Origin of the sequence: Ruegeria atlantica (assembly GCF_001458195.1) — a bacterium.
Lineage (GTDB): Bacteria > Pseudomonadota > Alphaproteobacteria > Rhodobacterales > Rhodobacteraceae > Ruegeria > Ruegeria atlantica.
On sequence record NZ_CYPU01000031.1, the window covers coordinates 51,409 to 63,890 of the forward strand.

Annotated in this window: 11 protein-coding genes; 5 read left to right on the forward strand and 6 right to left on the reverse strand. The window is 57.3% G+C overall.

Going from position 1 to position 12,482, the window contains the following annotated elements; genetic code table 11:
* Positions 1–27 precede the first annotated feature (27 nt).
* Positions 28–1,365, forward strand: a complete 1,338-nt coding sequence (locus tag RUA4292_RS09255) for a serine hydrolase domain-containing protein (protein ID WP_233493405.1) — start codon at positions 28–30, stop codon at positions 1,363–1,365.
* Positions 1,366–1,396: 31 nt separating this feature from the next.
* Here the strand turns inward: RUA4292_RS09255 and RUA4292_RS09260 are convergent, their stop codons facing one another.
* The 3 genes from RUA4292_RS09260 to RUA4292_RS09270 all read right to left on the reverse strand — a co-directional run bounded on the left by RUA4292_RS09260 (position 1,397) and on the right by RUA4292_RS09270 (position 4,254).
* Complete coding sequence (locus RUA4292_RS09260; RefSeq protein ID WP_158506997.1) at positions 1,397–2,176, reverse strand: COG3904 family protein; 780 nt, start codon at positions 2,174–2,176, stop codon at positions 1,397–1,399.
* Positions 2,176–3,456 (reverse strand): hypothetical protein, encoded by a 1,281-nt coding sequence (locus RUA4292_RS09265; protein ID WP_058277346.1) that lies wholly within the window; start codon positions 3,454–3,456, stop codon positions 2,176–2,178. Before RUA4292_RS09265 ends, RUA4292_RS09260 begins: the two co-directional genes overlap by 1 nt.
* A gap of 129 nt (positions 3,457–3,585) precedes the next feature.
* Positions 3,586–4,254: a TetR/AcrR family transcriptional regulator gene (locus RUA4292_RS09270; RefSeq protein ID WP_058277347.1), complete on the reverse strand. Its 669-nt coding sequence runs from the start codon at positions 4,252–4,254 to the stop codon at positions 3,586–3,588.
* 68 nt (positions 4,255–4,322) lie between these two features.
* On the opposite strand from RUA4292_RS09270, the gene RUA4292_RS09275 reads away from it, so the two are divergent.
* From RUA4292_RS09275 to RUA4292_RS09290, 4 genes are read left to right on the forward strand one after another with little or no spacing between them, the layout of a single operon-like run.
* A complete protein-coding gene (locus RUA4292_RS09275; protein WP_058277348.1) occupies positions 4,323–5,678 on the forward strand; it encodes a flavin-containing monooxygenase in 1,356 nt (451 codons plus the stop codon).
* The gene (locus RUA4292_RS09280; RefSeq protein ID WP_058277349.1) at positions 5,675–6,589 is read left to right on the forward strand and encodes a bile acid:sodium symporter family protein; all 915 of its coding nucleotides are present in this window, start codon (positions 5,675–5,677) and stop codon (positions 6,587–6,589) included. The genes RUA4292_RS09275 and RUA4292_RS09280 overlap by 4 nt, the downstream gene beginning before the upstream one ends.
* Positions 6,574–7,512, forward strand: coding sequence for an SDR family oxidoreductase (locus RUA4292_RS09285; protein ID WP_058277350.1), 939 nt, complete (start codon positions 6,574–6,576; stop codon positions 7,510–7,512). Before RUA4292_RS09280 ends, RUA4292_RS09285 begins: the two co-directional genes overlap by 16 nt.
* On the forward strand, positions 7,509–8,288 hold the full coding sequence (locus RUA4292_RS09290) for an SDR family NAD(P)-dependent oxidoreductase (RefSeq protein WP_058277351.1): 780 nt from the start codon (positions 7,509–7,511) through the stop codon (positions 8,286–8,288). Before RUA4292_RS09285 ends, RUA4292_RS09290 begins: the two co-directional genes overlap by 4 nt.
* Before the next feature lie 4 nt (positions 8,289–8,292).
* Here the strand turns inward: RUA4292_RS09290 and RUA4292_RS09295 are convergent, their stop codons facing one another.
* From RUA4292_RS09295 to RUA4292_RS09305, 3 genes are read right to left on the reverse strand one after another with little or no spacing between them, the layout of a single operon-like run.
* Positions 8,293–10,497: a PAS-domain containing protein gene (locus RUA4292_RS09295; protein ID WP_058277352.1), complete on the reverse strand. Its 2,205-nt coding sequence runs from the start codon at positions 10,495–10,497 to the stop codon at positions 8,293–8,295.
* Between the two features lie 3 nt (positions 10,498–10,500).
* Complete coding sequence (locus RUA4292_RS09300; protein ID WP_082637061.1) at positions 10,501–11,670, reverse strand: FIST N-terminal domain-containing protein; 1,170 nt, start codon at positions 11,668–11,670, stop codon at positions 10,501–10,503.
* 51 nt (positions 11,671–11,721) lie between these two features.
* The gene (locus RUA4292_RS09305; protein ID WP_058277354.1) at positions 11,722–12,399 is read right to left on the reverse strand and encodes a response regulator; all 678 of its coding nucleotides are present in this window, start codon (positions 12,397–12,399) and stop codon (positions 11,722–11,724) included.
* Between the last annotated feature and the right edge of the window lie 83 nt (positions 12,400–12,482).

Genomic DNA, 12,482 nt, shown 5'->3' on the forward strand with positions numbered 1-12,482 from the left:
GGCCGGTACGACCGGTTCGAAAATCGATTGATCATCAAAGCGCTGAAAATCGTCGCAGGCACGCTTATTCTGGGTGTCGTCGCAATTCTGGGTTATCTGCTGATCTCCCCGCCTGACCTCTTAAAGGTTGGGACGAACTATTCGGCCAAGATCGTCTGTTCCAACGTCTTCATTGCCGGGCGCGACCCGGAAGACGTTCTGACCGTCGATGTTCAGGCCCCGGGGCACCCACTGCTTAAGCAGATCTCGATCGATGTGGACGCCGAAGCCCAAACCGTGACCGCGCGGATTTTCCGGTTCTTTGCCGCCGCGACCTCGCAATACCGCGAGGGGCTTGGCTGCACCAATGTCCATGACGCGACGCTCAGCGACGCGGCCCTGACCGCGATTGAACCCTTGCCCACTGGAATCTGGCCCGTCGGTAACGAAGTTCAACTGTCACAAGATCCTGAAGTTGCGCGTGTCCTAGCGGATAGCACCCTTCTGGGCGAAGGATACCGCGCCGTGGTTGTCGTGCGGGGTGGGCGTATCGTCGGCGAGACCTATGCGGAGGGGTTTGACGAAAACACGCCTTTGCTAGGGTGGTCGATGACCAAGACAGTTACTGCGGGCTTGATCGGTACCCTGATCAAATCTGGCCAGATGTCGCTGGAGGATACGCTGACCGACAGTTATCCCGACTGGGCACAGGACGGACGCAAAAACATCACCCTTAAGGACATGCTGGCCATGTCCAGTGGCCTGCAATGGAATGAGGAATATGGCGACGTCTCGGACGTGACCAAGATGCTGTATCTTAATGATGACATGGCAGGTTTTGTCTCGGGCCGTCCGGCGGAAAGTGAGATTGGGGCGGATTTCAACTACTCTTCGGGGACAACTACAGCCCTGTCGCGCGTCTGGCAGGACAAACTGACCGATGGCAGTCTGACCTATCCACAAGAGGCGCTGTTCGAACCATTGGGCATGACATCCGTCGTGCTCGAGACCGATGCGGCGGACACATTTGTCGGGTCCAGCTATATGTATGCCACTGCGCGCGACTGGGCACGTTTTGGGCAACTTCTATTGCAGAAAGGCGAATGGAACGACCAACAAATCCTGCCCAAGGGTTTTACGGACTGGATGTTTGAGCCGGTTGCCGCATCTGACGGAATGTACGCCAAAGGTCATCTGTGGCTGGACTCTCCGGGTGGGTTACCACCCTATGAAGATGCCGTCTGGCTTCAGGGGCATGACGGGCAGTTTATCGGCGTGTTTCCATCCCAAGACATGGTCGTTGTGCGGCTGGGTCTGACACCCTCCCGGCACGGATATTCCTCGTTGCCGCTGGCCGAGGCGCTCATCTCTGTCTTGCAGGATTGATAAGAAGGACCCGCTGGTCGGGTCCTTTTTGCTATTCCAGAATTTGCGTTGCAATACCGGTGCTTGTCAGCTCATCTTCTACAAGGGCATAGATCTGATCCGGCGGCGTGTTCAGAGAATACAACATCAATGCAGGATCGACACCCATGTCGATCAGATGCTGCATCGTCTCGCCCTGTCCTTTCTGGATGCTTTCAACGGCAAAGACCACGGGGATCAGGCGCGGTTGGTCATAGTAATGCTGATGAAGTCCGACAATGCCTTGCAGTGACACGATACGCGCGACCCCACCGGCCAGAATATATGGACAGGCGGACATGCAGACCGCGCCGGGCAGTACGGCCGATGACAACCCGGCCTCGCGTATCTGCGCGCCGATCAACAAAGCTTCGGACACTTGGCCGCCCGGGCTGTGCAGCGCGATCAGGTCGGGTTGTTCTTGCATCTCGGACAAATAGGTATCGAACCGATCAGCATCACCTGTTTCGATCTGACCGCTCACCAGAAGGACCCGCCCCAGATCACCGGCTTGCTTTTCAGTAAATTCCAACCGTGTGGGAAAGCTCTGAGGCACCGGCACATCCAGCGGTTGGTCCTGCGGCAACAGCGACGGATCGGTGCGGTCGGTGCGGTACTCGCGCCGCTGATCCCCAGGTGAGATGGGGCCGGTCGGCAATTCAACCCTTGGCTTAAATGGGTTGGGGACAACGTCGGCCACATCCGACAGGATCAGAATACCTGCGATCAAAAGCTGGAACACCAGCACGTATCGCAGCCCCCTGCGCACATCAATTCGGGACAGGAAGCCCATCATGTTTCGTCTTTTTTCGGCGTGGCGCGATCCAGAATTGCGGCATCTGCGACGCCCATGGTTGCCTCGACATCTTTCATCGCATTCATGGCCGCGCGCAGGTCAGACAGCGTTAACGTGTCCTCAATGCTCATACCGTCCTTCCCGCTTCGGATAGCGGCTTGGGTGATCGCCAGCACGAACACAAGAACGGCTGGCAGCAGGTCGATTGCGATGGCTCCGGCCCAGGACGGCACAAAGTTGTGCGCATACTTGATTACCGCATCTGCACTGGAAATGGGATTATAGGCCGTCTCAATTGGCGGCTCGATCTCCAGAACCTCTTCAGCAGCGGTCCGAAGGGTTTTGCCACGCTGATCAAGTGCGTTCAGGACCGAGTTGATGGTCGATGACTGGGCATCGCGCACCTCGGAACTGCGCCCATCAAGTTCGGGCAGCACGACCGACGACGGCAAATCCCCGGCAGCGCGCGCAACAAGCGGCGCCACGTTGTATTGGTTCAGACGCGAAATCACGCCGGCCAGCTTGACGCTTTCTTCGGAAAACTGAACCGACCGGCGATCAACCGGCCCCGGGGCAACGGTAAGCTCACGCATTCGGGCGAGGATTTCGTTGCCCTGCTGGAACGCATCTTCGATCAGCGGCTGTTGATTGGCGATCTGCTCTTCCAGATTGCGCAGCTCTTCGGCCTTTTGGGTCAGCACGCGAAACACTGCCCCACGGCCCGCCGTGCCCGAAAGATCACCGGATTGCTCCAGCTCGGCCAGTTCTTCGAAGCTTTGACGCGCGCGTTCGACCTCGCGCCCCAGCGCCTGACCGCTGAGTGCAATGTCGTGCGCCTGCTCAAGCGCCGCCTGGTAGTCGCGCACGGTGTTTTCAAGGTGCTGTTCGACCGCAGCCGCGCCGGCCAGGGCAGCAGCGTTAAGCCAGCTGGACATGGCGATGATTGCAACCGATCCAACGATCGTCGAGATCGTCAGGCCTATGAAACCACTGGCCGTGCGCATCGACGGCAGTAAGCGCAGCATATAGCTCCAGAACACAAAGATGCCGACGGACACTGCGATCGAATAGGCGACCGCAGCGAAGAAGGTCACCGCGCCATTGTCTTCCAGCAATGATGAAACGCCAAGGTAAGTGTAAATACCTGAGGCTATGGCCAAAACACCCAAAGCGGCGGGCGTGAACGTGTCCAACCACGCTAGATGCGCCTCAAGCTCTTTGGCCGTCCGCAGACCCCTCGCCTCCTCCGCGGTCAGTCGGTCCCTTTTCTCTGTCATGTCACCCCACGCTCCAAATCGTTAATCTTTGTTAATCACTAGATAATAACGCACGGGACCATTTGATATGGTCCTATGCGTAACTTCAAGTTGAGCGGGTTGGGGCGAAGCTGTTTGATGGTCTCTGGATTACCCGGACGGATCCAAAACACCGGTGAGCCCAGCATGACAGAACTGCAACAGGTTCCGGATTGCACCCTCGGCGTCGCGTTTTTGGTCAGGGCCGGAAAGTGCCCTGATCCGCCATTCCGACGTGCACAACGCCAGCATGGACGACACCGAAAAAACCAGCGCCCCAGCAACGTTCGCCGGGTCGGCCTTGGGGTATTTTGTGCACAGCTTGTGAACGACCAGCGAGGCGACGGGATCAAAATGGGTTTTCGCCAGTGTATGCCAACGCGCATCAGCGGAAACTATCGCCACAATGCGCGCATAGGCCAGCCATTGGGGATCATTACTGAATGCGCGGGTCAGCAACGGCCTCATGAAGGCTGACATCAGGTCCGCGGCGTCCCAATCGCCGCACTCCTCCAATCGGCTGATGGTTTCACGGCGCTCTTGCGATAGTTCACTGGCGCGACGCGCCACGATGCGTTCAAAAAGCTCATCCTTTGGACCGCCGTGAAAGTTCACGTTGGCCTTCTGAACCCGCGCCCGCTCGGCGATGTCGCGAATCGAGGCACCGTCGAATCCCTGCTCGGCAAAGACCAGTTCCGCAGCGTCAAGAATACGTTCTCGTGCCGCAATGGATCGCTGCGAAGGCGCCCTTTTTCTTTCTTTTACAGCGTGTTGTGCCATTTCAAAAACTAATTTGCCTTATTTCGAACGATCGTTCAAGATAAATAGTATCGCAGGAGGAGAGACGGATGGAACAGGTGCAAGTCGGAGCGGGCCAGCCGGTCACGGTGAAGGCCCGCCCGGAAGAGTGTTTTGCTCTGATCGGAGCTGGGCCCATGGGTCTGGCAATGGCCAAGACACTTGTCGAGCAGGGAGTGCCATTTCAGGGATTTGAACTGGCTGATGATGTGGGTGGTCTGTGGAACATCGATGCCCCTCGGTCTACGATGTACGAGACCGCCCACCTCATATCGTCCAAGAAAATGACCGAATTCACCGACTTCCCTATGCAGGAAGAAACGGCGGAGTATCCATCACATCGCGAGCTCAAGACGTATTTCCACGACTTCGCAAACGCATTTGACCTGTACCAGCACTATCACTTTGGTGCCGAGGTCCTGAGCACCACACCGCTGGACGCAGGCGGATGGGAGGTGAAGTGGCGCGACAAGGCAGGCACTGAGCACTGCCAGATCTTTGCGGGTGTTCTGATCGCCAACGGCACATTGTCTGAACCCAACCTACCCAAGTTTGAGGGAGAATTTACCGGCGAGCTGATCCACGCCTCGGACTACCGTTATCCGACGCAATTCACAGGCAAGCGGGTTCTGGTCATTGGGGCCGGAAACTCGGGCTGCGACATCGCGGTTGATGCCATTCACCACGGGCAGTCCTGCGATATCTCGATGCGCCGGGGGTACTATTTTGTACCCAAATACGTCTTCGGTGTTCCGGCCGACACGATGGGCGGGAAGATCAAACTGCCCATGTGGCTGAAACGAAAAGTCGACGGTGCAATCCTGAAATGGTTCGTGGGTGATCCGCAGAAATATGGCTTTCCCAAGCCAGATTACGCCCTGTACGAGTCACACCCCGTCGTCAACTCGCTGATCCTGTTCCACGCCGGGCATGGCGATTTGAAGGTGCGCCCTGACATTGAAAGATTTGACGGCAAGACGGTCCATTTCCGTGATGGCACCAGTGCTGAATACGACATGATTCTGGCCGCGACCGGGTACAAATTGCACTACCCGTTCATCGACAAGTCGCACTTGAACTGGCAGGGCGACGCCCCGCACTTGTACCTGAACTGCATGCACCCGACCCGCGATGATCTGTTCGTCCTGGGTATGATCGAGGCGTCGGGCCTAGGGTGGCAAGGACGGCACGAACAGGCCGAGATGGTGGCGCGCTATATCGCGGGACTGAGATCCGGAAACTCTGCCGCAAAGACCATTCACGCGGCCAAATCCCAAAAATTCGAACGTGCGACCGGCGGCATGAACTATATCGACTTGCCCCGGATGGCCTATTATGTCGACAAAGCGACCTACCGCGGTGAAGTGACCCGGCAGATCGCGGCGTTGAAAGCGGCCCAGTCATGAACGGGATCGACGATGTCGCGCTGAACTTCGATGCAGGCAACCTAAAGCTGCTGAACGTCATCCTTGCCGTCGTGATGTTCTCAATCGCGCTGGATCTTAGGATGGATGACTTTCGCCGGATCCTGCGCGGACCGAAACCGTTGCTTGTTGGGCTGGCGTCCCAGTTTTTGGTTCTACCCGCACTCACCTTTCTGATGCTGCTGGTGGTCAATCCACTACCGTCGGTCGCGATGGGGCTGATCCTTGTAGCGGCCTGCCCGGGTGGGAACATCTCGAATTTCATGACCCATCGCGCAGGCGGAAACGTGGCGCTTTCGGTGTCGATGACAGCTTTCGCAACCGTCGGCGCGATCATCATCACGCCCGCTAATGTTGCGCTGTGGGGGAATCTTTACGCCCCAACACGAGAAATCCTGCAAAGGACAGAAATCGACCCGGTCGCAGTGGCCATTACGGTCGGCTTCATGCTGATCCTACCGCTGATCCTTGGCATGCTGGTAAATGCGCGTTTCACAGCCGTCGCCGATAAAATCCGCCGCCCGATGCAGTGGCTTTCGATGGCGATCTTCATCACATTCATCATGGTTGCGCTCGCCGCGAACTGGGCAATCTTCCAGCATTTTGCGACCACGATCATCGGGATTGTTATCCTGCATAACGCGCTGGCTTTTATGGGCGGGTATCTGACCGCGACGGCCGCTAATCTGTCGGAACGCGACCGCCGGTCTGTCACAATCGAAACTGGGATTCAGAACTCGGGCCTTGGCCTCATCCTGATTTTCGCCTTTTTCGGAGGGCTTGGCGGCATGGCGGTGGCCGCCGCTCTTTGGGGCATCTGGCACGCAATCTCGGGGTTGGCTCTGGCCGCCTTCTTCGCAAGACGAGAGGTGCCCGAATGCGCCACATCCTGATCACCGGAGCTGCGGGCTCGGTGGGCACTGCCCTGCTGCAACGGTTGGGCGATCGTGCCGACATCACGATCACCGCAACCGATATTCAAGAACCCGCCAACTTGCCGAAAAATGCACGGTTCGTACGAATGGACGTCACCGGCAACGCGCCTCTCAACGTCATTCTGGCTGAAGAACCGGACACCATTGTTCATCTGGCGTCCATCGTGACCCCCGGTCCGAGCTCGACCAGAGACCATGAATATCAGGTTGATGTCGAAGGTACTCGAAATGTGCTGAGTGCGGCGATTGCCGCCAGGGTCAAGCGTCTGGTGGTTACCTCTTCGGGGGCCGCTTATGGGTATCATGCCGATAACCCGGTTCCCTTGCGCGAAACGGATGCGATACGAGGCAATCAGGAGTTTGCCTATTCCTGGCACAAGCGGCTGGTCGAAGAAATGCTGGCCGAAGCCAGACAAACCATGCCCGGCCTCGAACAGGTTGTTCTGCGCGTGGGCACTGTGCTGGGGCCAAAGGTTGAAAATCAGATAACAGCCCTTTTTCACAAACCCCGTCTGCTGGGGCTGAAAGGATCAGACAGCCCGTTTGTGTTCATCTGGGATGAAGATCTGGCCGATATCCTGGTTCGTGCGGCGACTGACGGGCCTGCCGGTGTCTTCAACGTTGCCGGCGACGGCTCGCTGAGCATCTCACAGATCGCATCACAGATGAGCAAACCGTTGCGTCGGCTATCTCCGGCGGTGGTCAGGGCCGCTCTGACCATTGCCCGCCCGCTGCGCCTGTCGCGTTATGGCCCAGAGCAAGTGCGTTTTCTTCTGTATCGCCCTGTATTGAACAATGCCGCGCTGAAAGGCGAATTCGGCTATCACCCCAAATTCACGAGTGCCGAGGCGTTCGATCGCTGGTGGGAGGCTACCCAATGAAACCAACCGCTGTCATTACAGGAGGAGCCGGAGGGCTGGGCCGTGCATTGTCCGCCGCGCTAAGGGCCGACGGTTGGCATACCGCATTGATTGATTTACCGGGGCAAGAACTTGACGCGCTCGCCAATCTGGATGACGTTAGCACCTATGCCTGTGATCTGACCGACGCTGATCAATGCAAAGACACCTGCACCCGGATCATTGCGGCAAGAGACTCCATAGATCTGGTGATTTACAATGCAGGTGTCTCGCAGATTTCTGCGTTTTCGGACAGCGATATGCGCTCGCACCGAAACTTGTTCGAAATCAACTATTTCGCTGCAGTTTGTTGCGCTCAGGATTTTCTGGACGCGGTCAGGAAAGCCAGGGGTACACACCTCGCGATCTCTTCCGTTGCAGGTTTTGCACCCCTCATTCATCGAACCGCCTATGCAGCCAGCAAACACGCGATGGAGGGGTTCTTTAAGTCCCTTCGCGCCGAGGAATCCGCCCACGGGGTTCGCGTTTCCATCGCCGCGCCATCCTTTGTGGCGACCAATATCGGGCGACCGGAGGCCGCAGACGCTGGGTTCGTTCGTCCCGGCTCTGCCTCGGATGGTATCGACTACATGGAGCCGGAAGCGGCGGCGCAGGTAATCTTGCAAGGTTACCGGCGACGTAAAGACTACATCCCAGTCGGGCGGATCGCACAGATCGCCAATCTGGTAAACCGTCTGGCACCAAAGCTCTATTTCCGTCAGATGATGCGGACGGTAGGTAGTCGACGAACGCCCTGACCTGTCAACTGACCGAAGCCTCAAACACTGATTTTAGTTTTCGTGCATCAATCGGCTTGTGCAGCAAAAGGTAGCCTGCCGTCTTGCAAGAGTCGGCCAATTCGGTCGAACGATCAGCGGAAATGATGCAACCGGGCAGTTGCCCGAATTCGCGTGTCAGTTCGGCAATGGCCTCGGTCCCGGTCTCGTCGCCGTCCGGTTGAAAATCGGCGACAATGACATCCGGTAAAATCCCGATCTCGTGCAGCAGGTTTGCCGCCTCATCTTTGCTGGCCGCTTCCAATACCTGAACGCCCCAGTTTTCCATCGTCATGCACAGCGCGCCGCGCAGGTTGTCATCGTTTTCAATCAGCAAGGCAACCGTCCTGTGCAGCACGTCCGAGCGCGGCTTTATCGACGGCTCACCACTATTCAGCGCATCGCGTGCCTGGCCTGCTGATGGAACCGTGATTGAAAAAACGGTTCCGCGCCCCAGTTCGGACTGCAAATTTATCGGATGTTTCAGCAAACCACAGGCGCGTTCCACAATGGCAAGGCCCAAACCCATGCCTTCGGCCGCACTGGCGTCTGAATGAATACGTTTAAATTCCTGAAAAACAACGTCTCTCTGGTCTGGCGCGATCCCAATTCCTGTATCCCAAACCTGGATCGAAACGGTCTTCCCCAGTCGCCTTACACCAACCAGAACCCTACCCGTTTCCGTGTACCGGATCGCATTTGACAGCAGGTTTTGCAGAACACGCCGCAGGTAACTGGCATCACTTCTGACAACCGCATCGGTACCGACAAATCGCAATCCAAGCCCCTTGGCTTGCGCCATGGGCCTAAAGGCGTCCTCCATCTGGGAAAAAAGCTCACCGACAGGGACCGAGGATAAGTGAACCGATGCCCGTCCGGAATCCAGTTTCGAAATATCCAGCAGCGCCTCAAGAATGTGTTCGACACTGTTTAGGGCGCTCTCTGCTTTCACCGCGACTGCGCGCGCATCGGCCTTGTCCAATCCACTGCCCAGTGTCGAGACGTAGAGTTTTGCAGCCGACAGAGGTTGCAGCAGATCATGGCTGGCCGCTGCGACAAAGCGCGATTTTGATGCGTTCGCGCGTTCTGCCTCGTTCAGCGCGTCCGCAAGCTCCATTGTCCGCGATGCAACGCGCTGTTCCAACAGTTCCTTGGCCTCGACCAGGGCTTGCGCGGATTTTCTTTCAGCCGTCACATCGGTGAAGGAAATCACGAAACCCCGGTCCGGCATTTCCTGCGCGAAGACTGACAATACCTTGGCACGACCGCTGTGCATCTGGAATTGCAACGGCGGGCGCTCGGTCGAGCGATTGACCCAGGCCAGCAGGTCGGCGTCGCTCACACCCCCCTCAAAACTGACGGTCGCGCTTAACCGGTGAAACAACGTCTGGAACGGTGCCCCCATCTGAAATTGCGCATTGGGAATGGCCAGAAGTTCGCTCGCGCGGTTGTTCCACCCGACCAGGCGCAGCGTACTGTCAAAAATACAAACACCCTGATCGATATGTTCAAGTGTCGCGCGGATCAGCCGGGCCTTGTCATCTAGAATACGGTCCCTTTCCTGCCGTTCGATTCGCATGATGTCGGTTACATCCGTCTGCAAAATAACGGTACCGCCATCCGGTGTCCGATGTTCCGACACCTGCATCCAGCGGTTGCCGCTAAGGCGAATGTTAAAGACAACGTGATCTTCAGCATGGCGCGCCATGCGCCGTTGCACCCAGTCTTTTGGGGAAACGACCCCTGGCAGGGCCAGGAACCTGGACTGGCTGACCAACCCGACATAATCGGTGAACCGCAGCCCCGGTGCCAGCTTGGTTTGGATGTCAGGCATATGCAGGCCAAAGCGGCTATTGCACAGGACCATTTCTTCATCCCGGTTGAACAGCGCAAACCCTTCCTGCACCGCCTCGATCGCATTGGCGAGGTTTGCGCGGGCGGCTTCGGTTTCCTGATTGGCCTGCGCCAAGCGCGCGTTCGAGTCGTTGAGCAAGTCCAACGCCCGCTCAAGGTCATCTGTCCGGGCCCGCACTTCCTGTTCCAACATGGCCGCCCGCTGAAACTGAGCATAAGCCGCACCCGAGGCATCAGTGGATTCCTCGACCCGCCGCATCAACGCCGCGACAATCTTCAGCAGTTTTTCATTCTGCCGATCAAGCGGATCATTGGGGTCGGTCAGAGATTCAATCATCACCTACCCGTCTTCCGGAGGATAGATCGCAACGCCGGTTAGCGTCTGGTTCACATGGATCGAATTGAATTGCTCGCCATAGGTCGAAAACCCGACGACATGGTTCTCGGCCAGCAGGCGCGAAATCTCGCCCGTCTTTTGCTTTTCCTGTGCTTCCAGTCGACGCAAGATGCAATCGCAGCCCAAGATCGTGTCCGGATGGGTGGTCTGTGTCAGCGCGGCGATTTCTTCCTCGAGATGCGAAACCATGTCGCGAGGTTCGGCCAGCGTCAGCACCAGCCCCTCATCAATCGCGGAAAAGAACACAAGGTCACCATTGCCCGCGACGCGCTGAATGGCCCGCACATGATGCTGGCCGCCGATCTGCACAACCAGCGGGTGGGCCGCGAAGGTAAAGGTCGTCAGTTGTTCAGGGTCTTTTCCAAGTAGACGGGCATATTCGCGCGCCGCTGGCTCGGCGTTGATTTCCTGCACGATACGGTTTGCCGGATCGGCCTTGGTGACAACCATACGCCGCGCCGTTGGCACCAGGTGATCCGTCTTGAACACTTTGATCGGGCAGCGCGTGCGAACCTGCGTCAGGATCGCCGCGTTCTGCTTGGCCTGACCGTCCATCAACACATAGGTCGCGCCGAAACGGGTTCCGTCCCCTGCGGACCCGCCGAACAAGGGCACCGGCCCCAGTCCAACGGCGAGTTCAGACGTCAGCGCATCCTCTTTCGTCGACAACCCGTCGATCATCAAAAAGGAAAACTCGTGTTTCCAATCCGGTGCGGACGCCGCCATTTCGTTACGGTTGCGGATCATCTGGTCGATTATGCCCTGCGCCGAGAAATTCCCAAGATCGGGCACCAACAGAGTGCGCACCTCGAAATGCGAAGACGGTAATCCGATGGCGACAATCTGATCTTCGCCATAGCCGCAATCTGCAAGCTCGCCCGCTGTGGTGCATCCGATTACAGGCGTTGGCGCAAAGGCATCGACTGCCTCGGAAATAACCGCCGCCGCATCCGCGCCGGAGCTTACGAACAGAATAACCAAGGACAAAAGATCATTGCCGAAGGATCCGGCGAGTTTTTCAATCGCCTGATCCGTGTCGCGATGTACAAAGCCCGTTTTGACGATACCTGGCGTACGGGCAGCAGCTGTCGCCCACCCGACTGCTTGGTTCATCCTGCCCTCCTCCCTGAAGCGCAACTTTCTCATATGATATGGCGCGAGGGCTTATTCTTGCAAGACGCTGGCAAGAGAAGCCTTCTTGGCAAGCAGCACGGCCTGCGTACGGCTTTGCACGCCGAGTTTACGCATGATTGCAGTTACATGCGCCTTGACTGTGGTCTCGGCAATGGACAGATCAAACGCGATCTGCTTGTTCAGTTTGCCTTCACAGATAAGCTGCAGAATGCGCGATTGCTGATTGGTTAAAGTGGCAAGCCGATTGGCGGCGTCGCTGTGTTCGGTATCCGCATCGTCGTCAATCAGCGCAAAACCGTCTGGCACGAAGACGTCCCCGGAATGAACTGTCTCGAAAGCTGTACGAAACACGTCTCGCTGGCTGTGCTTGGGGACATAGCCTGAGGCACCCGCACGGATCACCTGACTGATCACGCGGTTCTCTGAAATCGACGACACCACGATGACCGGTGCATCGGTGGCCGCTTTGACGCGCACCAAACCTTCAAGCCCGTCCACATCCGGCAGGTTGAGGTCCAGTATAACCGCATCTGGTCGCACCCCACCGTCAATCAGAGCAATCGCGTTTTCCAATCGATCTGCGGTGTGGATTTCACCGATACGAGTGACACTTTGCAGCGTCATCGACAAAGCATCACAAAACAATGGATGGTCATCGACGATCAGGACTTTGTCAAAATCAATCTGTCCGGCGGTTTTTGCAAACATGAAACTTGGCCTTCGCAATCTGGTTGTCCCAACCCTAGCAACCGTCGGGTGCCGCGCCTACTGGCGAAACGTCGTATAGCCGG